Origin of the sequence: Streptomyces mutabilis (genome assembly GCF_046628145.1) — a bacterium.
In the GTDB taxonomy this organism is placed as follows: Bacteria; Actinomycetota; Actinomycetes; order Streptomycetales; family Streptomycetaceae; genus Streptomyces; species Streptomyces mutabilis.
In genome coordinates, this window is record NZ_CP176874.1 from 4,153,117 (window position 1) to 4,177,158 (window position 24,042).

The following is a 24,042-nucleotide window of genomic DNA, read 5'->3' on the forward strand; positions in this document are numbered from 1 at the left end:
GCTGCCGCCCGGCCGGCGCGGGAACGTGACGCCCGGCACGTACAACCCTCACGGGGGTGGGCGTGTCCAACTGGCGTGGCAGAGGTACTCGATTTCCCCGCGGCGACGCGTGGCCCCGCCGTGCGGCCACCCGTCCGGCCCGTCCGTCCCCGTGTGGCCGGTCCGGCCGGTGGCATGCCGGTGATCGCGCCCATGCCCGCAGCGCGGCCGGCCCGCATATCGAACCAGCGCGACGGCGCGGAGGAAGCCGCGGCGGCGGGTACCACCGTCGACCACCTCACCGAGACCTACCGGACGCACTACCGGTCGCTGCTCGGCCTCGCCGCGCTCCTCCTCGACGACACCGCCTCCTGCGAGGACGTCGTCCAGGAGGCCTTCATCCGCGTCCACTCGGCGCGCAAACGCGTCCGCGACCCGGAGAAGACCCTGGCGTACCTGCGCCAGACCGTCGTCAACCTGTCGCGTTCGGCGCTGCGCCGCCGCATCCTCGGCCTCAAGCTGCTCTCCAAGCCGATGCCGGACATGGCGAGCGCGGAGGAGGGCGCCTACGACCAGCTGGAGCGCGACTCCCTGATCAAGGCGATGAAGGGGCTCCAGCGCCGCCAGCGCGAGGTCCTGGTCCTTCGCTACTTCGCCGACATGACCGAGGCCCAGGTCGCCGAGACGCTCGGCATATCCCTCGGCTCGGTCAAGGCCTACGGCTCGCGCGGCATCGCGGCGCTCAGGGTCGCCATGGAGGCACCGGCATGAGCGACGGCCACGACGCACGGCGCGACGCCCGTGACGAGCACAAGCACACGCACGCTGGGAACGGAACTGTGAATCACGGCCCCGACGACCAGGGCCCCGACGCCTCAAGCCCCGACCCCCACGAACAGGGGGCGGCCTCGCGGGCGGACGGTCCTCCTCGGGAACCCGACGGGCTCGACCCCGACGAGCTGGTCCTGCGCAGGATGCTGCGCCAGGCGGTCCAGGACGTGGAGCCGAGCGACGGCACCCTGGAGCACCTGCGCCGCGCGGTGCCCGCCCGCAGGGCCCGCAAGCGCCAGGCCGCCGTCGGCATGGCGGCCGCCGCCCTCTTCATCGGCACGGCGGTCCCGGCCCTCGTGCACGTCTCCAAGTCCACCGGCCCGGGGGCCGACCCCTCCGTCGCCGGTCACGCCTCACAGGCCCAGGGCGGCGCCTCCCAGGGCAAGGACCCGGCCGGCGGCCAGAGCGGCGTGGCCGGCACCGCGGGGACGGCCGAGGGCAAGGAGAAGGGCGACCCGAAGGAGCAGCCCGAGGACAAGGAGAGCGGCGCCGCGACGGGCGCGGCCCCCGGCACCGGCCCCTCCGCGAGCGCCGCCGCCGGTGTCCCCGTGTGTACGGCCGAGCAGCTCGGCCCGGCCGTCGCGAGCAGCGCGGGCCCCGACTCCACGGGCGTGGTCTACGGCTCCTTCCGCGTCACCAACGTCTCCTCCGAGGGCTGTACCGTCGTCGGCGCCGGCACCCTGACGGCCACCCCGCAGGGCGCGGCGGACGCCGGCAAGATCGGCACCGCACGGCACGCGGCCGGGGACGCGGCGGCCGGACTGCCCGACCCGTCCCTGGAGACCACCTCGCTGACCCTGGCGCCCGCCTCGGCGTACGAGGTGCAGTTCGCCTGGGTGCCCTCGGAGACCTGTCCCACCCCCGGCGACACCACCGGCGGCGGCACGGGCGGACCGTCGCCCGACCCCTCGCCCACCGCCGACACCACCGCCGCGGGCGGCACCTCCACGGGCGGCGGCGACGGTGCCGACTCCGGCACCACGACCCAGCTGGTCACCGAGGACGGCCCGGCCGACGGGAGCGTGGCGGTGACGTACACCCCGGAGGGCGGCTCGGGCTCGGCGACGGCGACGGTTTCCGGCGCGTGCGCGGGGACCGTGTACTGGACGGGCGTGCTGGCCGCGTCGTAGCACCCGTCGGCACCGGTCGGCACCGGTCGGCACCCGCCGGTGGCCGTCGTCGCCCTTCGGCTGCCTCCGGCGTCAGACGCCGGACGGGCTGGCCTGGGGCTTCGGCTCGTCCTCGGCCGCGTCCCGCTCCGTGGACCGGCCCCCGTCCGCGCCCCCGCTCCCGGTCCCGTCCTCCGGGTCCAGGCCCAGCTCCGCGTCCCTGGCGAGTTCGACCTCGCGGCGCAGCAGCCGGAACCACATGAAGATCACGAAGCCCACGAAGGCGAACCACTCGGCGGTGTACCCGAGGTTCTGGAACGCCTTCAGGTCCAGCCCGGTGCCCTGCGGCGCGCTCACGGGCACGGCCCGCATCCCGGAGTCGCCCTCGTTGAGCGTGACCCACGCGTCGTACACGTCGTACGGCACCAGGTTCAGCAGCGTCGCGGCGCTGATGGCGCCGGTCTGCCCGTCCGGCCACCCGGAGCGGCCGCTGACGCCGTTGCTGCCGACCGACTCGGCCGCCTGGAGCGCTCCGGTGACGGTGACGTGGCCGGTGGGCGGGGCCGGAACCTTGGCCGTGTCGGGATCGCCGGGCAGCCAGCCGCGCACGACCGGCAGCGCCTTGCCGGCGTCGGTGCGCAGCAGCGTGAGGACGTAGAAGCCCTCCCGGTCGTCCAGCTTCCGCTCCGGGACCAGCAGCTGGTCGGCGTAGCGGCCGCTGACGGTCGTCTGCTTGCCGACCGTCGCCTTGTCCACGGGCAGCATCTCGGCCAGGGGGCGGGCCGCCCCCCGCTGCGACGGATCCTGCTGGGTGGTGACGGTCTCGTGGTCCTGGACCCGGTCCTCGAACCGGCCCAGCTGCCACGAACCCATGAAGATGCAGAAGGGGATGGCCAGGACGACGAAGACGTTGATCCCCCACCAGCGGGGCGTCAGCAGAAACCGGTACACGCCCTCCACGGTACGGGGCGCGCCCGGGCGCCTCTGCCGCGGGGCTGTGGAAAACCAGGGGGAGCGCGGCGGGACGGACGAGGTTGTCCACAGGCTGGGGGTCTGGTCTGCGCGTTGTCGCCGGGTCGGGGCAGTATGGGGCCATGACTGAGAGCAACGGGTCCGTTCCGTCGGACGTGGGCGTGGACGAGCGGCAGACGCAGGACGAGCAGATGCCCGACTGGGAGAAGCGGTTCCGGGCGCCGAGGGTGTCGCTGCCCGACTGGGCCGAGGACGCGCCGGACCGCTCCCTGTTCGTGTCGAACGCGACGGGGACGTACGAGCTGTACGCCTGGGACCGGTCCACCGGCGAGCAGCGCCAGGTCACCGACCGGCCCAACGGCACGACGGACGGTGTGCTCTCGCCCGACGGCGACTGGATCTGGTGGTTCGACGACAAGGACGGCGACGAGTTCGGCGTCTGGCGCCGTCAGCCCTTCGGGGGCGGCGAGGACGAGCTCGCGGTGCCCGGCCTGGACCCGTCCTACCCGGCGGGCCTCGCCCTCGCCCGGGACGGGCGCACGGCGGTGATCGGCCGCTCCACCGACGAGGACGGCACGACGATCCACCTCGCGCGCGGGGACGGCGCCCCGGTGGAGATCTACCGCCACCGCGAGTCCGCGGGCGTCGGCGACATCTCCCACGACGGCACGCTGATCGCGATCGAGCACACCGAGCACGGTGACGCGATGCACTCGGCGCTGCGCGTGATGCGCCCCGACGGCACCACCGTCGCCGAGCTGGACGACACCCGGGGCGGTGAGGAGGAGCTCGGCCTGGAGGTGCTCGGTTTCGCGCCGGTCGACGGCGACACCCGCCTGCTCATCGGCCACCAGCGCCGGGGCCGCTGGGAGCCCCTGGTGTGGGACGTGGCGACCGGCGAGCAGACCGACCTCGCCCTGGAGCTGCCCGGTGACGTCAGTGCCGAGTGGTATCCGGACGGCAGCGGCCTGCTGATCGTGCACGGCTTCGAGGCCCGCAGCGAGCTGTTCCGGTACGACTTCGCCGAGCGCGAGCTGGTGGAGATCGAGACCCCCGCCGGCACCGTCTCCGGGGCGACGGCCCGCCCCGACGGCAGCGTGGAGTACCTGTGGTCCTCGGCCGCCGAGCCGTCGGCCGTCCGCTCCACCAGCGGCCGGGTCGTCCTGGACCCGCCCGGCATGAAGTCGCCGCGCTCGGTCCCGGTGGAGGACGTGTGGGTGGAGGGCCCCGGCGGCCGCATCCACGCCCTGGTCCAGAAGCCGGCCGGCGCCGTCGGCCCGCTCCCGACGGTGTTCGACATCCACGGCGGCCCCACCTGGCACGACAGCGACTCCTTCGCCGCGGGCCCGGCCGCCTGGGTCGACCACGGCTACGCGGTGGTCCGGGTCAACTACCGCGGCTCCACCGGCTACGGCCGCGCCTGGACCGACGCGCTCAAGCACCGGGTCGGCCTGATCGAGCTGGAGGACATCGCGGCGGTGCGCGAGTGGGCGGTCACCTCGGGCCTCGCCGACCCCGAGCGCCTGATCCTCACCGGCGGCTCCTGGGGCGGTTACCTCACGCTCCTCGGCATCGGCACCCAGCCCGAGTCCTGGACGCTGGGCATCGCCGCGGTCCCGGTCGCCGACTACGTCACCGCGTACCACGACGAGATGGAGGGCCTGAAGGCCCTCGACCGCACCCTCCTCGGCGGCACCCCCGAGGAGGTCCCCGACCGCTTCGAGGCGTCCTCCCCGCTGACCTACGTCGACCAGGTCAAGGCCCCGGTGTACATCTCGGCCGGCGTCAACGACCCGCGCTGCCCGATCCGCCAGGTCGAGAACTACGTCGAGCGGCTGGAGGCGAGGGGCGCGGTCCACGAGGTCTACCGCTACGACGCGGGGCACGGGTCGTTGGTGGTGGACGAGCGCATCAAGCAGGTCCGGCTGGAACTGGACTTCGCGGCGAGGCACTTGCCGCAGGGCTAGCCGCGCGGCGGGGCCGTAGGGGCGGCGGCGCCCCTACGGCCCCGTCCCCTGCCGCGCCCGCCGCCCCAGCAACTCGGCCAACCCGCGCCGGGTCGCCGCCAGCACCACCCGGTCCTCACCCCGCAGGACGTACGTGTCGGGCAGCTCCCACACCAGCCTGGACCCCTGCCCCGCATCACCCTCGGAGGCGTTGCCGGATGCGTCGCCGCGGACCTCCAGCGCCAGCACCCGCCAGGCCCCGGCCCGGAACGCCTCCCCGACCGTCCGCCCCTCCAGCTGCGGATGCCCCGCCACCCGTACCGCGGCGAACAGCAGCACCCGCCGTTCGACGGGGATCGCCCCAAGGATCTGGCGGCCCATCATCGCCCCCGCGAACGCCGGCGCGGACAGGTGCGTCACGCTGCGGCTGCGGGTCAGCGCCCCCGGGTGCGCGGCGCGCAGGGTCCGGTACACGGCGGTCGCGAAGTCGTCGTCGTACAGCCGCAGCACCACCCGCAGCCGGGAGCGCACGGAACGGGCGTAGAGCACGGCCTCCAGGTTGGTGGTGTCCACGCTGGTCAGCGCGAGGAAGGAGTGCGCGCGGTGGATCTTGGCGGCCTCCAGGACGCCCTCCTGGGTGACGTCGCCGAGCACCACCGGCACCCGCAGCCGCCGCGCCGTCGCCATGCCCCGCGCCTCGGGATCGGCCTCGACGCACACCACGGGGATGTCCATCTCCCGCAGCCGGGTCAGCACGCGGGTGCCGATCTTGCCGAGACCGAGCAGGACGACGTGCCCGCCGAGCCCGCGCGGCGGCTTGCGCAGCGCCGTCGCGCTGCGGAAGGTCCCCAGGGCCTCCAGCACGGCGGCGAGCAGCACCGGCAGCAGCAGCAGTCCGACGAAGCCGGAGAGCAGTTGCAGCACCTGCCGCCCGGAGTCCTCGTTGTGCGCGGGCTCGTTGATGGCGAACAGGTCGAGGAGCGTCACGTACGTCGCGTGCAGCGGATGGTCCCCGGTGACCACCATGAGCGCCACGGCGAGCGCGACCACGCACGCGCCCAGGCCCGCCAGCGACCACCGCAGCCGCCGCGAGAACAGCTCGCCGAACGGCGGCACACCCGCCCGCGCCGCGGGCAGCGGCGGACCGGAGTACGACACCTGCTCCAGGACGACCGTGCCGCGTCCGGTGGCCGCCTCCGCCGCCGCCGCGTCGGGCAGCAGTTGCGGCCCCTGCTCGCCGCTCCCCTCCGAACCGTCGGCCCCGGCCGGGTCGTTGCTCGTGGCGGACAGCAGCGCCAGCGTGCACAGCCCGGGGTCGGCGACCTCGCCGGGCCGCGGCGGCTGCCGTTCCACCGCGCGCAGCAGCAGCCCGTCCGTCTCGACGACCTTGCTGGTGCCGACCAGCGCGGTCGCCGCCAGCGCGGGCGCGGCGGTGTCCGCGTCGGACAGCACGGTCGTGGACGTCCCGGCGCCGTCCAGTCCCGCGTCCCGGGTGTCGCCGGTGGCGAGCGCGGCGCTCTGGTCGAGCAGTTCCTCGATGTGCCGGCCGAGCCGCCGGTTGTACAGGCGCAGGACCAGTCGCAGCCGGGGGTTGAGCCGGCGGGCGGCCAGCGCGGCGCGGATGTTGGTCTCGTCGTCGTCGTAGACGAGGGCCAGGGCCGCCGCCCGGTCCACGCCGGCCTGCGCGAGCACCTCGTCGGTCGGCTCGGCGGCCTCCAGTTCGCGTCCGGCGCCGCTCGGCTCACCGCCCTCCGGGGCGCCGCTGCCCGAGCGGTTCACGGCCGCGCTGACCATGTCCCGCAGCGCCGCCGAGGCCGCGCGGGCCCGCCCGGCCACCGGCTGCCGCACCCGGGGCCCGGAGGGCGGGACGACGAGGGTGACCTGTTCGCGGTACACCCCGCGCAGTTCGGCGGCCAGCCGGTGCGCCAGTCCGTCGTCGCCGCACACCACCATGTGCGCGTACGCGTCGCCCTGCCCGCCCTGGTTCGGAACGCTCCACGTCGAAGTCCCCATTTGCTGAAGGACATTACCGGCGCGAGCCGCGGTTCCATGAGTCGCCGAGGGGATCGAGGAGAGCCGGAGGGCGGCATCAAAGACGCGTTAAGACTGCCGGATCACGGCAATGACGGGATGTCCCGCCGCGTGTGAACATGCCTTTCACCGAAGCTCAGCGACGGGCGAGAGGGGGACGGCACGATGGCCTGGTTTCTCGGGCTGGGTATCACGGGGGTCGTGCTGCTCGCCCTGTCGCTGATCTTCGACGGAGTGCTGGAAGGCGCGTTCGGGGGAGCGCCGGACGGCTTCCTGGAGGGGTGGCTGTCGCTGCCGGTCGTCGCCGGGTTCACGGCGATGACCGGCTTCGCCGGCGCCATCGCCCTCGGCACCGGCTGGACCGGCCCCGCGGGCGCCGCCGGGGCCGGCGCGGTCGCCGGAGCGGGGGCCGGCTGGCTGACGTACCGCTTCAGCCGTGCGCTGATGCGCGACCGGACCGCCGTCGCACCCAGTGCCGACGACCTGCTCGGCACGTCCGGCAAGGTCGTCACCGCCATCCCCGCGGACGGCTTCGGCGAGGTGCTGCTCCGGCTCGGCGGCCAGCCGCTGAAGTGCGCGGCGCGCAGCGCGGAGCCGGTGGCGCGGGGCACCGAGGTGTGGGTCGAGGCGGTGCCGACCGGGACGTCGGTCGTGGTCCGCCCGGTGGACCGCTGAGCGACCCCTCCGTCCTCCTTCTTCTTGTTCCGTCTGTTCCTCTCTGTGATTCGGGGGCCTTGCCATGAGTCCTGTCGTCATCGCGGTACTGGGAGTCGTCGTACTCCTGGTGCTGCTCGCGCTGGTGGTGGTCAGCCGCTACAAGGTGGCCGGTCCGAGCGAGGCGTTCATCGTCACGGGGCGGCGTGGCAAGAAGTCCACCGACCCGGAGACGGGCCGCGTCTTCACCGACAACAGCGGCCAGAAGGTCGTGGTCGGCGGCGGCGTGTTCGTCGTGCCGTTCGTGCAGCAGCGGTTCACGCTCGACCTCTCCTCGCGGCACATCCCGGTCGCCGTGCGCGGTGCGGTGACGCTGCGCGGTGTGAAGGCCAATCTGGAGGGCGTCGCCATCGTCAAGGTCGGCGGCACCGAGGACGCGATCCGCGCGGCGGCGCAGCGGTTCCTGATGCAGCAGGACGGCATCGTCGGCTTCACCCAGGAGGTGCTGTCCGGCGCGCTGCGCGCGATCGTCGGCCGGATGTCCGTGGAGGACGTCATCCGGGACCGGGCCGCGTTCGCCGGCCAGGTCGCCGAGGAGGCGGAGGCGAGCCTGTCCGGGCAGGGTCTGGTCCTCGACGCCTTCCAGATCCAGGACATCACCACCGAGGGCTCCTACCTGGAGGATCTCGGCCGTCCCGAGGCGGCGCGGGCCAAGCAGGAGGCGGACATCGCCGAGGCCGTGGCCCGGCGGGCGGCCGAGCAGGCGCGGCTGAAGGCCGAGGAGGAGATCGCGGTCGCGCAGCGGACCCTCTACCTGAAGCAGGCCGAGATCAAGGCCGAGACCGACCAGGCCGCGGCCCGTGCCAACGCCGCCGGTCCGCTCGCCGAGGCGGCCCGTCAGCAGGACATCCTCGCCGAGCAGGAGAAGGTCGCCGAGCGGCAGGCGGCGCTGAAGGACCGCCAGCTCGACACCGAGGTGCGCAAGCCGGCCGACGCCAAGCGGTACGAGGCCGAGCAGGAGGCGGAGGCCCGCCGGGTGGCGCGGGTCAAGCAGGCGGAGGCGGACCGGGCGGCCGAGATCGCGGGCGCCCAGGCCGAGGCCGAGCGGGCCCGGCTGACCGGTGAGGGCGAGAAGCAGCGGCGTGGCGCGCTCGCGGAGGCCGAGGCCATCGAGGGCCTGAAGCAGGGTGAGGCCGAGCGTGCGAGGCGTGCGGCGATCGCCGAGGCCGTACGGCTGGAGGGCGAGGCGGAGGCCGTCGCGATCGGCGCCAAGGGCGCGGCCGAGGCCGAGGCGATGCACAAGAAGGCCGACGCCTTCGAGCGGTACGGCGACGCGGCCGTGCTCCAGATGCTGGTCGAGGTGCTGCCGCAGGTGGTGGCCAAGGCGTCGGAGCCGCTGTCGGCCGTGGACAAGATGACGGTCATCTCGACGGACGGCGCGAGCCGCCTGTCCCGCACGGTCGCCGACAACGTGGCGCAGGGCATGGAACTGCTGGGATCCACCACGGGCGTCGACCTGGCGGCGCTGCTGAAGAACATCACGGCGAAGGGCGACTCGCAGGAGCCGCAGGCCGGTCCGGAGCAGCTCAACGGCAAGGTCGAGATCACCGGCTGACCAGCCACCGCCGTCCTGCGGCCGGCCCGCTCAGATCTCCTGGGCGGGCCAGCCCAGCAGCCGCGCCCCGATCACCGCTGTCTGCAGGGTGTAGCGGTGCACCGGGTCGGCCGGGTTGGCCCCGGTCAGCTGGTGGATGCGGTCCAGCCGGTAGGTGAGGGCCCGGACGCTGAGCGTGAGGCGCCGGGCCGCCTCGGCCGCGGTGCAGCCGGAGTCGAAGTACGCCTCCAGGGTCCGCAGCAGCGGTTCGGCCCCGCCCCGGGCTCCGCGCAGCGGACCCAGCACGCTCCCCACGAGGTCGGCCATGGCCTGCCGGTCACGGGTGAGCACCGGGTAGACGAGCAGGTCGGCGGCGCGCAGCACCGGCTCGTCGAGTTCCAGCCGCTCGGCGAGCTCCAGGGTGCTCAGCGCCTCCTCGTAGCTGTGCACGACGCCGCCCGCGCCGGTCTGCGGGCGCCCGATGGCGACCCGGCTGCCGTCGGTGGCGGCGTAGGCCTGCTTGGCGAAGAACGCGAGGACGTCGTCCTGGTCGCCGGGCGCGATGCAGATGAGCTGCCCGTTCTTGGTGGTGATCAGGATGCGGCGGTCGCCGAAGCGGGAGATGAGCGCGGTCTCCACGAGCCGGGTGACGGGGGCGGTGTCGTCGTACGCCTCGGGCCCCTCGGCCACCGCGACGGCGTGGGCGCGGGAGAGGACCAGTCCGAAGCGCTCGGCCCGTTCGGCGAGCCGGCCCAGGTCGCTGCGCCCGTAGAGCAGGTCGTCGATGAACTCCCGCCGCGCGGCCTCCTCCTGCCGTACGGCGAGGCGCTGGGCGCGCTCGTAGCCCTCCGCGAAGGCGTCGACGGCCTGGGTGACGGCGGCGAGCACGCTGTCGGCGACGCCGGTGCCGGAGGCGGTGGTACCGCCCGGCCAGGAGGTGCGCGTGGCGTCCAGGTGCAACCGTACGAGGCTGCGCAGGCTGTGTCCGGCCTCCGCGGCCCGCTCTCCGAGCCGCCGGCGTTCCTCCAGTTCGTCGCGGGTCAGCCGGCGCCCGGTGGCGGCGGCCTCGCCGAGTATCCCGGCGTACCCGTCCAGGTACGTCTCCTGGTCCTCCGCCTGCTGGTCCGTCACCCCGCGCCTCCCCTGCCGGTCACGCCCGGTGCGCGGTCTCGGCAACGTGAGGGTAGTCAGGGCTGCCGGAAACCGGCAACGCGCCGGGGGAGGGGGCAGCGCCCCGCCGACGCGGGCGCGGCCCCCGGGGTGACCGGTGAGGGTGCGCGGTGACCGGTGGCGGTGCGCGGCGATCGCGGGCCCGCGATCGCCGGTCTTCCGCTCGACCGCGGACGCGGGCCGGGTGTCAGGGCCGGTGGTAGGGGTGCTGCGGCGCCTGCCCGTACGCCTGACCGCCGGTGCCGGGCCCGCTCTGGCCGCTCACGGCCTGCTTCTCGAGCTGCTCCGCCTGCTCCTTGCCGACCTGCTGTTCGGCACCGCAGAAGGTGCACTGGGTCAGGTACTTCGTGGAGAACGGGAACAGCGGCACGAAGAACAGCGTGAACTTGTTGACGCGCTTCCTGAGCGTGTGTGCGGAGGGGTTGCCGCACCGACCGCACACCAGCGTCAGTACCGCGAGCTGGTAGAGGTATCCCTTGGTGCCGAAGATGATCACAAGCGGGTCCTTCCGGGTCGGCGCCCGCGGGCGCGCGTGGCACGCAGATCTTCTCCCAGATTGCGCCCGGAAGGGCCTGCGGAGCCACCCGCGACCGACGCCGCCCCGTCGTCACTCCCCCTCGTTCGCGGCCCCGGCCTCGTAGCGCAGCAGTTCACCGGGCTGGCACTCGAGCACGGCGCAGAGCGCGGCGAGCGTCGTGAAGCGCACCGCCTTGGCGCGGCCGTTCTTGAGCACCGCCAGGTTGGCGGGGGTGATGCCGACGCGCTCCGCGAGCTCCCCCACGGACATCTTCCGCTTGGCCAGCATCACGTCGATGTCCACGACGATCGGCATCAGATCACCTCTGCCAGCTCGGCCCGCATCCGCGCCGCCTCGATGTCGCGCGCGACGGCCTGGGCGAGCAGCATCCGCAGGACGAGCACCACCAGCGCGACGCCCAGGATCGCCACGACGACCCCGCCCAGCATGAGCACGATGCCCGGCGCGACGGCCTCACCCGGCGCGAGGACGACCGCGAGGGCGAACACCAGGAGCGCGGCCGCGACGAAGGCGCCGATCACGACATGCACGTACCGGAAGGCGCCGAGCGAGAACACCGTCCCCCGCCGCACCATCGTCACCAGCCGCCACACGCAGACCAGCACCACCTCGGCAGCCGCGGCCCCCAGCACGATGATCAGGAAGACCGGTGTGCGCACGGCCGCCAGAGCGGCGTCGGGATCACCGGTGCCGGCCGCCAGCAGCCAGATCAACACGCCCTGGATGAAGGCCGCCCCGGCGAGCAGCACCACCATCACACCGCGCAGCGCAAGCGTCGTCAGCTGCCCCATCACCCCTCCTCCAATCGAACCACGATGGAAATCTATCGAATAACGATAGGCTTGGCAAGCCTCGCGGAAACGGCGGTGTCGTCGGCCCGGTTCGCGGGCACCGGAACGTCACGGAGCCGTATCGATCGAGAGCGGTCAGTCATGGCGGTGGCGCAGGAGCCCGGTACCGGTGTCGCGGAGGCGGCGGAACCCGTCGCCCCGCCGGTCGGTTCCCACAACGAGTGGGACCCGCTGGAGGAAGTCGTCGTCGGACGGCTGGAGGGCGCGACGATCCCCTCCGACCATCCCGTCGTGACCTGCAACGTCCCCCCGCGGGCGGCACGTCTGCAGGGACTGGCCGCCGGGTTCCGCTACCCGCGCGTCCTGATCGAGCGGGCCCAGCGGGAACTCGACGGATTCATCACCCTCCTGGAGTCCCTCGGCATCACGGTCACCCGCCCCGAGGCGGTCGACCACCGGCAGCGCTTCAGCACCCCGGACTGGTCGTCCCGCGGCTTCTGCAACACCTGCCCGCGCGACTGCCTGCTCGTGGTCGGCGACGAGATCATCGAAACCCCGATGGCCTGGCCGTGCCGGTACTTCGAGACGCACTCCTACCGTCCGCTCCTCAAGGACTGGTTCCGCCGCGGCGGACGCTGGACCGCGGCCCCCAAGCCCCAGCTCACCGACGAGCTCTTCGACCCGGACTTCCGCATCCCGCGGCCGGGTGAGCCGATGCGCCACATCCTCACCGAGTTCGAGCCGGTCTTCGACGCGGCGGACTTCGTCCGCGCCGGACGCGACCTCTTCGTCACCCGGAGCAACGTCACCAACCGCATGGGCGTCGACTGGCTGCGCCGCCACCTCGGCCCCGGCTACCGCGTCCACGAGATCGAGAGCCGCTGCCGCACGCCCATGCACATCGACACGACGTTCATGCCGCTGGCACCCGGCAAGGTCCTGATCAATCCCGAGTACGTCGATCCCGACCGCCTCCCCGACGCACTCGCCTCCTGGGACGTCCTGGTCGCCCCGGAGCCCGACCCGATCCCCGACCGCATGCTCAAGGTCACCTCGATGTGCGGGAAGTGGCTCAGCATGAACGTCCTCGTGATCGACGGCGAGCGCGTCATCGCCGACCGGCACCACACCGGCATGCTGCGCGCACTGGAACGCTGGGGCTTCGAACCGGTCCCCTGCGACCTCCTCCACTACGCGCCGTTCGGCGGCTCGTTCCACTGCGCCACCCTCGACGTCCGGCGCCGCGGCACGCTGGAGTCCTACGTCGACTGACGCGCCGCGCACGCCGCGCCGGGGAGCGCGCTACACGTCTCGTACGCCCGCTTCTGGGTGCCGTACCGGATGGTGCCCGCCCGCCCCGGGCGGCGATCCTGGAGCCGAGCCACTTCCCCGGACCGGCGCCGACCAGCGGCCGGCCGGTCACCGCGCCGGCGGTGACGACCGACCGGTCCGGGGCGGACCGGCCACGTATGCGCGGCGGCGCCCCCTCGCCCTGGGTGATCGTGGCGTACCCAGCCCGCAAGGAGAGCAGATGGCCCACCCGACCGACCGCGTCGCCCGCACCGGGCCCCGCGCCGGGAGGAGGACACCGTGCCCGGACCCGACGACCAGCGACTCAGCGAGATCGAGTACCACCTGCACCGCGAGGACCCCCGGTTCGCCGACGCCCTGGACGCGGGCCGCCCGCGCCGGCCGCGCGAGTACCGCCCCGGGCGTGCCTGGCTGCTGCTCGCCACCGCGCTGGCGGTGCTGGGCGCCGGCCTGTTCCTCGCCCACGGCCTGCTCATCGCCGCCGGCCTGGTCCTGGCCGGCATCGCCGCGGAACTCCTCGACCCGCACCGCCGCGGACGCCCGGACCGTCACCCGCCGCCGCGCTCCTGGCCTCGCTCCTGGCCCCGCTGACGGAGGTCCGGCCGCCGGGGGCCCCGCTCCCGGCCGCGCCGCCAGGCTCCCCGTCGCGACGGTCCGCTCCGGCGCCTGCCTCCGCCCCGCCGCCCGCCGCCGGGACCCGCACCGCCCGGGGCCCGGCCGATGACCCTGTCCGACCTCTACCTGACCCTCCTGGTCGGCGGCACGGTGCTGCTGGCCAGCATCGCCGCCGCCCGTGCCGCGCACCGTCTCGGGCTGCCCAGCCTGCTCCTCTTCCTCGCGGTCGGCGTGATCGCGGGGGAGGACGGCCTGGGCCTGGAGTTCGACGACGCCCAGCTGGCCCAGGCGCTGGGCACCGCCGCGCTGGCGGTCATCCTCGTCGAGGGCGGCCTGACCACCCGGTGGAGCGACGTCAGGCGCCTGCTCGCCCCGGCCGGCGTGCTGGCCACCGCCGGGGTGGCCGTCTCCGTCGCGGTGACCGCCGCCGGCGCCCACTGGCTCCTCGGCATGGACTGGCACCTCGCCCTGCTGCTCGGCGCCATCGTCTCCTCGACCGACGCCGCCGCCGTCTTCGCCGTACTGCGCTCACTGCCACTGCCGCAGAAGGTGACCGGCCTGGTGGAGGCGGAATCCGGCTTCAACGACGCCCCCACCATCATCCTGGTCCTGATCTTCTCCACGACCACCGCCGGCGACCTGCCCGGACCCGCCCCGGTCCTGGGCAACCTGCTCTACCAACTCCTGGTCGGCGGCACCCTCGGAGTGCTGATCGGCCGTTTGGGCGCCGCCGCCCTGCGCCACATCGCCCTCCCCGCCACCGGTCTATACCCGCTCGCCACGGTCGGCTTCGGCATCGTCGCCTTCGCCGCGGCCGGCGCCGCGAACGCCAGCGGCATCATCGCCGCCTACCTGTCCGGCCTCGTCCTCGGAAACGCCAAGCTGCCCCACCGCGCCGCCACCCGCTCCTTCGCCGAGGGCGCCGGCTGGCTGGCCCAGATCGGCCTGTTCGTGATGCTGGGCCTGCTCGTCGACCCCAGCGAACTGCCCTCCGCGATCCTCCCCGCCCTCGCCGTCGGCCTGGTGCTCCTCCTGGCCGCCCGCCCGGTCTCCGTCGCCCTGTGCCTGCTCCCCTTCCGCATCCCCTGGCGCGAGCAGGCGTTCATCTCCTGGGCGGGCCTGCGCGGCGCGGTCCCCATCGTCCTGGCCACCTTCCCGATCGTCGAAGGGGTGGACGGCGCCGTCGACGTGCTGAACATCGTCTTCGTCCTCGTCGTCCTCTTCACCCTCATCCAGGGCCCCGCCCTGCCCGCCGTCGCCCGTCACCTGCGCCTGACCCGCCCGGACACCCTCCGCGAGATCCAGGTCGAGACGGCCCCGCTGGACGTCCTGGACGCCGACCTCCTGACGGTCTCGATCCCGCCGGGCTCCCGCCTGCACGGCGTCACCGTCGCCGAACTCCGCCTGCCGCGCCCGACCGTCCTCACCCTGATCGTCCGCGAAGGCGTCACCCTCGTCCCCGACCGCGAAACGGCCCTGCGCACCGGTGACGAACTACTCCTCATCACCACACCCCCGGTCCGCGAGGCCACGGAACGCCGCCTGCGCGCCATCGGCCGCCGCGGCAAACTGGCACGCTGGCTGGGCGAACAGGGGGCGCCGGAGGGCGAGGTGAGAACGGGCTGACGCCGCCGGAGGAAGGAAGGCGTGGGGCGGGTCGGCGCAACCGCAAGCGCCTCGGCCGTGCTCACAGGACGTGGACCGCCGGGGTGTAGAGGATCCACCTGCCGCCGCCCGCGCGGAACTCCCGCTCCTTGGCCATGATCTCCTCCGCGTGGTTCCAGGCGAAGAGCAGGGCGTAGTCCGGGTAGGGGTCGCCGAAGGCTTCCGAGGGGTGCACCGGGATGTGGGAGCCGGGGGTGAGACGGCCCTGCTTGGCGGGGGTCGTGTCGTAGACGGCGGAGACCAGATCCGGGCCGATGCCGCAGTAGTTGGCGACGGTGGCGCTCTTGGCGGTGGCGCCGTAGGCGACCACCCGGCGGCCCTGCCCGCGCAACTCGGTGAGCAGCGCGACCAGTTCCTCGCGAGTGCGCCGGACATCGGCCGCGAAGCGCTCCAGCGTCGCCGGATCGGCGAGGGCGCGGCTCTCCTCCTCGGCCAGCAGCTCGGCGACGGACGGTGTCGGCACCCGGGTGCCCCGGCGCGCGAGCGTGTAGCGGACCTCACCGCCGTGCACCGGCAGCCGCGCGACGTCCACCAGCTCGAAGCCGTGGCGCCGGGCCAGGTTGCGCACCGAGCGGGCCGTGAAGAAATAGAAGTGCTCGTCGTAGATCTGGTCGAACGAGGTGCGCTCGACGATCTCGCCCAGGTAGGGGTCCTCGAAGACGAACACCCCGTCCGGCTTCAACAGGGCGTCCAGCCCGCGGAAGACCGAGTCCAGGTACGGGATGTGGCACAGGGTGTTGGCGGCGTAGACGACGTCCGCCCGGCCGTCGTCGGCGGCGATGCCGAGCGCCGTCGATTCCTCGAAGAACGCGGTACGGACCCGTACGCCCTTGGCCCGCGCCTCGTCGGCGACGCCCTGTGAGGGGTCGACGCCCAGGTGGCGCACCCCGGCCGCGCCGACCGTCGCCAGCATCACCCCGTCGTTGCAGCCGATCTCGACGACGAACGGGTCGGGTCCCGTCGCCTCGGTGGCGAGCAGCAGGCGCGCCGTGTTCTCGAAGTGCTCCCGCATCACCGAGGAGCCCGAGGAGTGGTACGGGTAGTCCCGGTGGAACATCCGCTCGCGCGGGACCTCCTCCATCAGCTGCACCATCGTGCAGGATGCGCACCGGCCCACCGCGAGCCGGAAGAAGAACTCGCCGTCGGTCTCGTCCGGGCGCGGGAAGGCGTCGGAGTTGGGCTGTGTCCCCAGGTCGAGGAACTCGGTCAGGGGTCCCGCGCAGACGCGGCAGTCGCTCATCGGGTCTCCTCACAGTGGGTGAAGCGCGGCAGCATGTCCCGTTCGGCGGCTTCCGCGAGGGTGACGGCCAGCCGGTCCCGTTCCGACAGGACCGGGACGATGCCGTCGGGGAGGGGCAGGCCCAGCTCGGGGTCCAGGACGGACACGGCGAGTTCGTGCGCGGCGACGTAACCGGCGGACAGCAGATAGGACATGACCGTGTCGTCCTCCAGCGCCACGAAGGCGTGCCCCACACCGGCCGGGAGGTACACGGCGCGGAAGTCCCGCGCGTCCAGCACCACGGAGTCCCAGGCCCCGAAGGTCGGGGAGCCGACGCGCAGGTCCACCACGAAGTCGAGGGCCGTGCCCCGCGGACAGTGGACGTACTTCTCCGTGCCCGGCGACACGGCGGTGTAGTGCACGCCCCGTACGACGCCGCGGCCAGAGACGCTCACGGACGCCTGCCGCACCGGGAAGAGCGGCCGGCCGACCGCCTCGCCGAAGCCGTCCTCCGTGAAGGTGGACACGAACAGGCCCCGGTCGTCGGGGTACGGCACCGGGCTGAACTCCACCGCGCCGAGCACGGCGAGCGGGCGGGCCTTCACGACAGTTCCTCCAGTACGTCGCGCAGGGCGGCGATCACCGTGTCCTGCGTCTCGGGCGGCAGCGAGGGGTACATCGGCAGCGAGAAGATCTCGTCCGCGAGGGTCTCGGTGACCGGAAGCGCGCCGCGCCGGACGCCGAGGTGGGCGAAGCCGGTCATGGTGTGCACGGGCCACGGGTAGCTGACGTTGAGGGAGACGCCGCGGGACTTCAGCGCGTCGAGGACGGCGTCCCGACGGGGGTGGCGGACGACGTAGACGTAGTACACGTGGTCGTTGCCCGGCGCGACGCGGGGGAGGACCAGGCCGGTGTCCGCGAGGCCCTCGGCATAGCGCCGGGCGACGGCACGGCGGGCCTCGACGTAGGAGTCGAGGCGGCCGAGCTTGCGGCGCAGGATCTCGGCCTGGACCTCGTCGAGCCGGCTGTTGTGGCCGGGGGTCTCTACGACGTAGTACCGCTCCTCCATGCCGTAGTACCGCAGCCTGCGCAGCCGTCGGGCCACCTCGGCGTCGGAGGTGATCACCGCGCCGCCGTCGCCGTACGCGCCGAGCACCTTCGTCGGGTAGAAGGAGAACGCCGCCGCGTCGCCGAAGGTGCCCGCGGGCCGGCCCCTGTGGCGGGCGCCGTGCGCCTGGGCGCAATCCTCGAGGACGGCCAGACCGTGCCGCGCGGCGATGTCCCCGAGCGCGTCCATGTCGGCGCACTGTCCGTAGAGGTGGACCGGGAGCAGGCAGCGCGTCCGGTCGGTGATCGCCGCGGCGACCTGACCGGTGTCCATGAGGAAGTCCTCCTCGCGCACGTCGACGAAGACCGGGGTGGCGCCGACCGCGTCGATGGCCACGACGGTGGGCGCGGCCGTGTTCGAGACGGTGATCACCTCGTCGCCCGGTCCGACGCCGAGGGCCTGGAGGGCGAGCTTGACCGCGTTGGTGCCGTTGTCCAGGCCCACGCAGTGCCCGGCCCCGTGGTAGCCGGCGAACTCCCGCTCGAACCCGGCCACGCTCTCGCCCAGTACGAGCCGGCCGGAGCCGAAGACGGTCTCGACCGCGTCGAGGATGTCCGCGCGCTCGGTCTCGTACTCCCGGAGGTAGTCCCAGACGTAGGTGGTCACAGAAGGTCCTTTCCATGGGGGCCGGCCAGCGCGGCGACGGTTCGGTCCAGGGCCTCGCGCAGGGGGACCCGCGGGGCCCAGCCCGTCGCGGAGCCGAACGGCGCGGGGTCGGTGCGGACGTCCCGGAAGTCGGCGGCCGAGGCGAACGCGGGCGGTTCGACGCGGCGCACCGGGACGGGCGGTCCGCCGGTGCGGCTCGCCACGGCGGCCGCGAGGGCGCGGAAGACGTCACCGAGCGGTGTGGCGTGGCCGCTGCCGACGGACCAGTGGCGTCCGGCGAGCGTCCGGGCGTGGTCGAGGGCGGCGGTGAACGCCGTGGCGGCGTCCCGGACGTAGAGCAGGTCGCGCCGGACCGTGCCGTCGTGCCACATCGTGATCGGCTCGCCGTCCAGCGCCCGCCTGGCCATGGCCGAGACGACACCGCGGTCCACCGCGGGCGCGGTGGCGGGGCCGAACACGGTGGGCAGCCGCAGGGACACGCCGCACAGCTCACCGGCGGCGGTGGCGTCGGCGAGTATCCGCTCGGCGGCGGCCTTCTGCCGCTCGTAGGGGGTGGCGGGCGCGGTGCTCGCGGGGGCGGGTGCGGCGTTCACGGGGGCGAGCCCGGTCGTCGCGGGAACGAGCCCGGTGGTCGCGGGGCGTCCTGTGCCGGTGGTGGGGTCGGGGGTGGTGGTCGCGGTGCTCGCGAAGAGCACCACGGCCGGTGGCCGGCCGGTGGCGGGCGTCGGCCGCAGGGCGTCGGCGAGTTCTCGGACCAGCCCCGTGTTGAGCCGTTCGGCCGCGCTGTCGCCGTCGGCCGCCCGCCAGGCCCCCGCACCGTCGAGGTGCGCGACGAGGTGCACCACCGCGTCGGAGCCGGCCACCGCCTCCGCGAGAGCGCCCGGCCGGGAGAGGTCGACCGCGCGGGTCTCGACGTCGGCCACCGAGCGCCCGAGCCCGGCCGGGACGGTGGGCCGACGGGCCACGGCACGCAGCCGGACGGGGCGCCCGGCGAGTTCCGCGACGACGTGGGAGCCGATGAAACCGGAGGCACCCAGCACGGTGATCAGGGGACGGCTCACCATGCCGTGGTGTCCGTGGGCGGGGTCAGGGCGGACAGACAGGCGAGCAGACTGCGTGTCTGCATGTTCACGCGGCCTCCGTGGCGCAGCAGTTCGTGGAGCTGGTGCAGGGCGAGCCAGCGGTAGCCGGGCCGTTCCGGCCGCTCGGACCGTTCGTCGAGTTCGACGACGAGATGACGACTGCGGGAGTGGTGGAAGCGGCCCCCCTCGTCGGAGAGGACCGTGTCGAACCTGATGGACGAGGGGTCGGCACCCAGCACGTCGTCGAGGAACGGCGGGCGGGCGGCCGGGGGCAGCACGTCGTAGTTGGCGGGCGTGCACTGCACGGTGGGCGCCAGTTCGGCCGTGTCCGCGCAGCCGGGTTCCGCACGCAACTGCGCCAGTACGTGCGGCACGCCCTCGACACGGGTCGTCAGGAACGCCACGACCCCCACCCCGTGGGGGGCGATCATCGGCTGGTCCCAGCGGCCGATCTCGCGGCCGACGGCCTCCACCCGTACCCCGATGACGTCGAAGAACCGGCCGGACTCGTGCGAGATGCGCCCGGCGTCGCGGCGCCAGCCCGCCAGACGGCCGAGCGGTCGCCGCTCGACGGCCATCTGGGAGCCGGCCCGCCCCCGGGCGATCCAGGCGAGGACGTCGGCGGTCGGGTGCGCGGACGCGCCGCCCGTCGGCACCCGTGGCAGGCAGGAGAGCACGGAGCGGGTGTCCATGTTCACGAGGTCGTCCACGCGCAGCAGTTGCCGCAGCTCGGCCAGGGGCAGCCAGCGGAAGCCGGGTATCGCCTCGACGTCCTCGGTGACCTCGACGACCATGTTGCGGTTGCGTTTGCGCAGGAACCACGAGCCGTGCTCGGACTGGTGCACGTCGGTGACGATCCGGTGCCGGGCGCCGGCGTTCAGGAAGTGGTCGAGATAGGGGACCCGGGCGCCCTGGTGCACCCCCGTGTAGTTGCTGCGGGTGGCCTGCACGGTCGGGGAGATCTGGAGTCCGCCCCAGTTGCCCGGCTCCGGCTTGAGCTGCATCAGGCCGTGCGGTACGCCGCCGAACCGCTTGACGAGGATGCCCAGCATCCCGATCTCCGGCTGGCTGATGATCGGCTGCTGCCAGTGGGACACCGGGTGCCCCGGTCGCCGCACGTCCAGCCCCTCGATGGAGAAGAACCGGCCGCTGCGGTGCCGGACGGCACCGGCGTCCGGATCGGTCTCCCAGCCGTCCAGGGCGTCCAGCGGCACCTGTTCGGCGCGGATGCCCAGGCGTTCCGCCGCGTCGTCGAGCCAGGACCGGATCCCGGCGGTCCCGGCCCGGTCCGCGTGTGCCAGGACCCTCACCGCCGCACGCTCCCGTGCGGCAGGACGTCCTCGAGGAACGCCATCTGGTGGTGCATGGTGGCGCGGAAGTACCGCGTGTAGCGGTCGGCGTGCTCCGCGGTCATGGTCGACAGCGGGACGCACAGCGAGACGTACGCGTCACGGGGGACGAGGGCCAGCCCCTTCCACACCGTCCCGTTCTCGCGTATCTGCGACTCCACCGCGGCTTCGAGCGCCGCCGTACCGCCCCGCCAGCCACGCGGGAGCACCAGTTCGCCGCTGTCGGCCAGGGATCCGTACCAGGCCAGCAAGTCCTTTCGGACGGCGCGGAGTTCGCGCTCCTGGTTGCGGGCGTCGGCCAGTGCGCGGTAGGCGGCGCGGGCGGACAGGGCGTCGTCGAACCGGGCGATCTCGTGCGTGAACCGCCGCTCCAGGCTGTGGGTCCTGGTGCCGGGATCGTCCAGCAGGGTCACCGTGCGGTCCAGGAGGGTGGTGCAGCGTTCGCCGGCGTCGGCGAAGCGCAGCCACAGGTCCCAGTCCTCCAGGCCGACCGGGGACTCGCGCCAGCCGCCCACCTGTTGGGCGAGGCCGGCGACGTGCCCGGCGCAGGAGTTCTCGAACAGCGGACTCATCAGCTGGATGTCCGGGTGCCAGCACAGGGACAGGGGGTGCGCCGTGCCGGTCACCGTTCCGGCGGCGGTCGCCTTGCGGGCCCGGGTGGCCACGAACCGGGCTCCGTCGTCGAAGGCCTCCCGGAGCCGGAGCAGATGGTCCGGCTCCCAGTGGTCGTCGTGGTCGAGGTAGGCGACGAACTCGCCCGCGGCCTCGCCCAGCGCGATGTTCGTGGGCCCGGACTGGGACCCGAACCGCCTGGTCCGCAGCAGCCGTATCCGGCGGTCGCGCGCCGCCAGGGACGCGACCACCGCGTCCGTGTCGTCGTCGCTCGCGTCGGACACCACCAGCATTTCCCAGTCGCGCATCGTCTGTGCCCGCACGGATTCCAGCGTCGACAGAATTGCTTTACCGCGGTTGTACGTAGGGCATATGACGCTGATGTGTGGCGGCATGGGATATGGCCTTTCCAAGGTCCGATGCGTCGGAGTATGGGCGAACAGCGACCTCCTGTTCAAGGTGAATGGGGGGCGTGGGCGGCACCGGTACGGGAGTGGCCCGTCCTTCCCCGTCCCGGGACGGGGAAGAGACTGTCCTCGTGGCGGGGGCGCGGAGTCCGTCGGCCCCATATCTTTGTGATGTCAGGTCGGGGCGACGGGCGCCGTGCGAAAAGGCTTTCCGGTCGGCCGGCCGCCATGACATTGTCGGGGGAATCAACGTGCCCTTTTCATGGGCGTGTTTCGATGTCGGAGTGACACATGACCGCGTATTCGGTACTGATGCCGTTTCTGCCGCGCCGGCCGGAACAGCTGCTGCCGTACGCCGCGCTGGTCGAATGGACCGGTGCGGACCGGTTGTGGCAGGGCCAGGCGATGCTGGTCGAACCCTTCCAGGGCTTCGCCGCCGCGGCGGGCGCCGGCTTCCGGGTGCCGACCGGCACCGGTGTCACGCTGATGCCGCTGCGGCACCCGTACGAGGCGGCCCACCAGGTCAGGTCACTGGCCATGACCACGGGCGAGTCGGTGGTCGCGGGGTTCGGCCCCGGCGGCAGGGAGTTCCAGCGGAGCCTGCTCGGAGCCCCGTACGCCAGCCCGCTGACGGCAGCGCGCGAGTACCTGACGATCGTCCGCGGCCTGCTCTCGGGCAAGACCGTGGAACTGGACGGGGAGTACTTCTCCTGCCACGCCGGCATGGTCCCCGCGGTGGCGCCGCGCATCGACCTCGGGCTCGGAGTGCTGCGGCCGGGAATGGCGAGGCTGGCCGGTGAGGTCGCCGACGCCGCAGTCACCTGGCTGACACCCCCCGCCTATCTCCGGGACACGGTGCGGCCGGCCATGGCGGAAGGCGCGGAGAGGGCGGGGCGCGCGACGCCCCGGCTGTCGGCCATCGTTCCGGTGGCGCTGGAAAGGCCCGACCGCGATCCGACGGAATTGGTGGTGGCCAGCAATTCCCGGCACATGCGCGCTCCGCACTACATCGACATGCTGCGGAAAGCAGGAATCGACATCGCGGGCGAGGAACTGCCGGCCGCGGCGAAACGAATGCTCGAAGGCGACGCTTTCGTCCACGGCACCATCGACGCGATCGTCGAAAAGCTCACGGCCTACCGCGAGGCCGGTGCGGACGAGATCGTCCTGAATCTGACCGGCGTGTACAACGTGCACGGCCCGAAGGCCGCCATGGACGACCTGAAGCAAATCCTGACAGCGGTCACGGCGTGACGAAGACGGACGCGACGAAGACGGCCGTGACGCAGGCAGACGTGACGAAGACGGACGCGACGAAGAAGTCGAATACGAAAAGGGGGGTGGAAGACGTGGACGGGAACCGTATGTCCGCGGCCCGACGGCACCTGATGTCCTGGGGGGTGGGCCGGGCGCTGCCCGGTCGCCCCGGGCAGGAGGACGCCGGTGCCGCGACCGTGGTCCTGGAGAACCCGCGGCACCTGGCCGAGGTGCTCGGGTCGGATCTGGTCGGCCCGCACACGGTGGTCCTCACGCCGGGCCGGGCCCCGGAGCGCGGGGACGTCCCCGGCCCCCTCGTCGTGGGGTACCAGGGGTCGCTGAGCGAGCCCGGCGGCGACCTGTCCATCGACGACTCCTTCTTCCTCCAGACCCAGGACTACGCGACGTCCGCGTACATGTCGGTGATCGGTGCGACCCTGGTCCGCGTCACCGAGGAGGCGGACTTCGAGGCCTTCCTCGCCGACGCCGACCGCGCCCGCGCCGAGGGCGAGTTCGCCGCCTTCGCGACCGACCCGGCCGTGCAGCTCGCGGACGTCTCGGCACTGGGCGCCGGACCGGCCTCGGACGGCCCCGCCACCCGGCTGTACGTCGGGGAGGAGGGCGGACTGTCCACCTCCCCCTGGGGGCGCCGACTGGGCGTGCTGGGCGACGGCTTCGCCTCCGTCGTGGCCGCCTGGGACCGTGCCAACGCCGAGACCGCACACCCCTGCGCGGTCGCCCTGGGCGACACCGTGCCCGAGGACGTCCGCACGGCCGCGCTCACCGAACGGCCCTGGCTGGGCAGGTACCTGGCCGCGCTGGCCGCGGTGCGGGAGCTGCGGGCCCGGGGTCTGGACGGCGTACGGGTCTCCGGCTTCGGGGGCCGCCTCGCTCCCGACCCGGCCGGTACCTCCGGTGCGGCCGGTCCCTCCGGTGCCGCGGACGCCGACGACGCCGGGCTGCCGCTGCTGCTGTGGACGGACGAGGCCGCGTACGTGCACGCTCCCGGTGCGGGCCGGACCTTCCGGGTCGGCCTCCAGGCCGGCGTGCTCGCGGAGACGCTGCTGGTGTGCGGCTCCCTCGACGCCGCCGCCGAACACGCCGACCGGGACCGCCTGCGCGAGGTGGAGGCCTTCTTCGCCGAGGCGGGCGTGGAGCTGCGGTCCGCCGGTCTCCTCGGCGCGGGGGCGTGAGAC

At 73.6% G+C, this 24,042-nt stretch carries 22 protein-coding genes; 10 read left to right on the plus strand and 12 right to left on the minus strand.

What is annotated here, in order from left to right; genetic code table 11:
- The first annotated feature begins 174 nt into the window (after positions 1-174).
- Both ACLIN4_RS18660 and ACLIN4_RS18665 read left to right on the plus strand, forming a co-directional pair.
- Positions 175-750 carry a SigE family RNA polymerase sigma factor gene (locus ACLIN4_RS18660; protein ID WP_043371709.1) on the plus strand — a complete coding sequence of 192 codons (576 nt, stop codon included), beginning with the start codon at positions 175-177 and terminating at the stop codon, positions 748-750.
- Positions 747-1,940, plus strand: a complete 1,194-nt coding sequence (locus ACLIN4_RS18665; RefSeq protein ID WP_289908642.1) for a hypothetical protein — start codon at positions 747-749, stop codon at positions 1,938-1,940. Before ACLIN4_RS18660 ends, ACLIN4_RS18665 begins: the two co-directional genes overlap by 4 nt.
- Positions 1,941-2,012: 72 nt before the next feature.
- On the opposite strand, the gene ACLIN4_RS18670 is transcribed toward ACLIN4_RS18665, so the two are convergent.
- On the minus strand, positions 2,013-2,870 hold the full coding sequence (locus ACLIN4_RS18670) for an SURF1 family protein (RefSeq protein WP_107477895.1): 858 nt from the start codon (positions 2,868-2,870) through the stop codon (positions 2,013-2,015).
- A 143-nt stretch (positions 2,871-3,013) separates the two neighbouring features.
- On the opposite strand from ACLIN4_RS18670, the gene ACLIN4_RS18675 reads away from it, so the two are divergent.
- Complete coding sequence (locus ACLIN4_RS18675) at positions 3,014-4,858, plus strand: S9 family peptidase (RefSeq protein ID WP_411576027.1); 1,845 nt, start codon at positions 3,014-3,016, stop codon at positions 4,856-4,858.
- 33 nt (positions 4,859-4,891) lie between these two features.
- Here the strand turns inward: ACLIN4_RS18675 and ACLIN4_RS18680 are convergent, their stop codons facing one another.
- Positions 4,892-6,790, minus strand: a complete 1,899-nt coding sequence (locus tag ACLIN4_RS18680) for an NAD-binding protein (protein WP_411576762.1) — start codon at positions 6,788-6,790, stop codon at positions 4,892-4,894.
- 243 nt (positions 6,791-7,033) lie between these two features.
- Here ACLIN4_RS18680 and ACLIN4_RS18685 point away from each other — a divergent pair, with 243 nt between their 5' ends.
- Both ACLIN4_RS18685 and ACLIN4_RS18690 read left to right on the plus strand, forming a co-directional pair.
- A complete protein-coding gene (locus ACLIN4_RS18685) occupies positions 7,034-7,543 on the plus strand; it encodes an NfeD family protein (RefSeq protein WP_289908643.1) in 510 nt (169 codons plus the stop codon).
- A 64-nt stretch (positions 7,544-7,607) separates the two neighbouring features.
- A complete protein-coding gene (locus tag ACLIN4_RS18690; protein ID WP_411576028.1) occupies positions 7,608-9,137 on the plus strand; it encodes a flotillin family protein in 1,530 nt (509 codons plus the stop codon).
- A gap of 30 nt (positions 9,138-9,167) precedes the next feature.
- On the opposite strand, the gene ACLIN4_RS18695 is transcribed toward ACLIN4_RS18690, so the two are convergent.
- From ACLIN4_RS18695 to ACLIN4_RS18710, 4 genes are all read right to left on the minus strand, one after another.
- Positions 9,168-10,247 (minus strand): PucR family transcriptional regulator, encoded by a 1,080-nt coding sequence (locus tag ACLIN4_RS18695; RefSeq protein ID WP_107477892.1) that lies wholly within the window; start codon positions 10,245-10,247, stop codon positions 9,168-9,170.
- Between the two features lie 226 nt (positions 10,248-10,473).
- Positions 10,474-10,782, minus strand: a complete 309-nt coding sequence (locus tag ACLIN4_RS18700) for a zinc-ribbon domain-containing protein (protein ID WP_100045326.1) — start codon at positions 10,780-10,782, stop codon at positions 10,474-10,476.
- A 111-nt stretch (positions 10,783-10,893) separates the two neighbouring features.
- A complete protein-coding gene (locus ACLIN4_RS18705) occupies positions 10,894-11,118 on the minus strand; it encodes a helix-turn-helix domain-containing protein (protein ID WP_289908644.1) in 225 nt (74 codons plus the stop codon).
- A complete protein-coding gene (locus ACLIN4_RS18710; protein ID WP_100045328.1) occupies positions 11,118-11,615 on the minus strand; it encodes a DUF2975 domain-containing protein in 498 nt (165 codons plus the stop codon). The genes ACLIN4_RS18705 and ACLIN4_RS18710 overlap by 1 nt, the downstream gene beginning before the upstream one ends.
- Before the next feature lie 141 nt (positions 11,616-11,756).
- Between ACLIN4_RS18710 and ACLIN4_RS18715 the strand changes: the two genes are divergently transcribed.
- From ACLIN4_RS18715 to ACLIN4_RS18725, 3 genes are all read left to right on the plus strand, one after another.
- Entirely contained in the window at positions 11,757-12,887 is a 1,131-nt protein-coding gene (locus tag ACLIN4_RS18715; RefSeq protein ID WP_411576029.1) for an amidinotransferase, read from the plus strand.
- A gap of 318 nt (positions 12,888-13,205) precedes the next feature.
- On the plus strand, positions 13,206-13,517 hold the full coding sequence (locus ACLIN4_RS18720) for a DUF3040 domain-containing protein (protein WP_289908648.1): 312 nt from the start codon (positions 13,206-13,208) through the stop codon (positions 13,515-13,517).
- Between the two features lie 129 nt (positions 13,518-13,646).
- On the plus strand, positions 13,647-15,167 hold the full coding sequence (locus ACLIN4_RS18725; RefSeq protein ID WP_107477889.1) for a potassium/proton antiporter: 1,521 nt from the start codon (positions 13,647-13,649) through the stop codon (positions 15,165-15,167).
- A gap of 61 nt (positions 15,168-15,228) precedes the next feature.
- Here the strand turns inward: ACLIN4_RS18725 and ACLIN4_RS18730 are convergent, their stop codons facing one another.
- The 6 genes from ACLIN4_RS18730 to ACLIN4_RS18755 are packed head-to-tail and all read right to left on the minus strand — an operon-like array spanning position 15,229 to position 21,751.
- Positions 15,229-16,446: a methyltransferase domain-containing protein gene (locus ACLIN4_RS18730; protein ID WP_411576030.1), complete on the minus strand. Its 1,218-nt coding sequence runs from the start codon at positions 16,444-16,446 to the stop codon at positions 15,229-15,231.
- A complete protein-coding gene (locus ACLIN4_RS18735; RefSeq protein ID WP_381940584.1) occupies positions 16,443-17,030 on the minus strand; it encodes a dTDP-4-dehydrorhamnose 3,5-epimerase family protein in 588 nt (195 codons plus the stop codon). Before ACLIN4_RS18735 ends, ACLIN4_RS18730 begins: the two co-directional genes overlap by 4 nt.
- The gene (locus ACLIN4_RS18740; protein ID WP_289908655.1) at positions 17,027-18,139 is read right to left on the minus strand and encodes a DegT/DnrJ/EryC1/StrS family aminotransferase; all 1,113 of its coding nucleotides are present in this window, start codon (positions 18,137-18,139) and stop codon (positions 17,027-17,029) included. The genes ACLIN4_RS18735 and ACLIN4_RS18740 overlap by 4 nt, the downstream gene beginning before the upstream one ends.
- Entirely contained in the window at positions 18,136-19,203 is a 1,068-nt protein-coding gene (locus ACLIN4_RS18745) for an NAD-dependent epimerase/dehydratase family protein (RefSeq protein ID WP_289908656.1), read from the minus strand. The genes ACLIN4_RS18740 and ACLIN4_RS18745 overlap by 4 nt, the downstream gene beginning before the upstream one ends.
- On the minus strand, positions 19,197-20,531 hold the full coding sequence (locus tag ACLIN4_RS18750) for an NDP-hexose 2,3-dehydratase family protein (RefSeq protein WP_107479672.1): 1,335 nt from the start codon (positions 20,529-20,531) through the stop codon (positions 19,197-19,199). Before ACLIN4_RS18750 ends, ACLIN4_RS18745 begins: the two co-directional genes overlap by 7 nt.
- Positions 20,528-21,751, minus strand: a complete 1,224-nt coding sequence (locus ACLIN4_RS18755; RefSeq protein WP_354671082.1) for a glycosyltransferase — start codon at positions 21,749-21,751, stop codon at positions 20,528-20,530. The genes ACLIN4_RS18750 and ACLIN4_RS18755 overlap by 4 nt, the downstream gene beginning before the upstream one ends.
- Before the next feature lie 129 nt (positions 21,752-21,880).
- Between ACLIN4_RS18755 and ACLIN4_RS18760 the strand changes: the two genes are divergently transcribed.
- Positions 21,881-22,843 carry an LLM class flavin-dependent oxidoreductase gene (locus tag ACLIN4_RS18760; RefSeq protein WP_289908659.1) on the plus strand — a complete coding sequence of 321 codons (963 nt, stop codon included), beginning with the start codon at positions 21,881-21,883 and terminating at the stop codon, positions 22,841-22,843.
- A gap of 95 nt (positions 22,844-22,938) precedes the next feature.
- Positions 22,939-24,039, plus strand: coding sequence for a daptide biosynthesis RiPP recognition protein (gene mpaB, locus ACLIN4_RS18765; RefSeq protein WP_411576031.1), 1,101 nt, complete (start codon positions 22,939-22,941; stop codon positions 24,037-24,039).
- Positions 24,040-24,042: the final 3 nt, after the last annotated feature.

Coding starts and splice junctions, on each gene's coding strand:
- ACLIN4_RS18755 (WP_354671082.1), bottom strand. CDS start 21,751: ATGGGGCCGACGGACTCCGCGCCCCCGCCACGAGGACAGTCTCTTCCC.
- ACLIN4_RS18730 (WP_411576030.1), bottom strand. CDS start 16,446: ATGAGCGACTGCCGCGTCTGCGCGGGACCCCTGACCGAGTTCCTCGAC.
- ACLIN4_RS18680 (WP_411576762.1), bottom strand. CDS start 6,790: ATGGTGGTGTGCGGCGACGACGGACTGGCGCACCGGCTGGCCGCCGAA.
- ACLIN4_RS18665 (WP_289908642.1), top strand. CDS start 747: ATGAGCGACGGCCACGACGCACGGCGCGACGCCCGTGACGAGCACAAG.
- ACLIN4_RS18760 (WP_289908659.1), top strand. CDS start 21,881: ATGACCGCGTATTCGGTACTGATGCCGTTTCTGCCGCGCCGGCCGGAA.
- ACLIN4_RS18660 (WP_043371709.1), top strand. CDS start 175: ATGCCGGTGATCGCGCCCATGCCCGCAGCGCGGCCGGCCCGCATATCG.
- ACLIN4_RS18685 (WP_289908643.1), top strand. CDS start 7,034: ATGGCCTGGTTTCTCGGGCTGGGTATCACGGGGGTCGTGCTGCTCGCC.
- ACLIN4_RS18715 (WP_411576029.1), top strand. CDS start 11,757: ATGGCGGTGGCGCAGGAGCCCGGTACCGGTGTCGCGGAGGCGGCGGAA.
- ACLIN4_RS18690 (WP_411576028.1), top strand. CDS start 7,608: ATGAGTCCTGTCGTCATCGCGGTACTGGGAGTCGTCGTACTCCTGGTG.
- ACLIN4_RS18675 (WP_411576027.1), top strand. CDS start 3,014: ATGACTGAGAGCAACGGGTCCGTTCCGTCGGACGTGGGCGTGGACGAG.
- ACLIN4_RS18745 (WP_289908656.1), bottom strand. CDS start 19,203: ATGGTGAGCCGTCCCCTGATCACCGTGCTGGGTGCCTCCGGTTTCATC.
- ACLIN4_RS18705 (WP_289908644.1), bottom strand. CDS start 11,118: ATGCCGATCGTCGTGGACATCGACGTGATGCTGGCCAAGCGGAAGATG.
- ACLIN4_RS18710 (WP_100045328.1), bottom strand. CDS start 11,615: ATGGGGCAGCTGACGACGCTTGCGCTGCGCGGTGTGATGGTGGTGCTG.
- ACLIN4_RS18725 (WP_107477889.1), top strand. CDS start 13,647: ATGACCCTGTCCGACCTCTACCTGACCCTCCTGGTCGGCGGCACGGTG.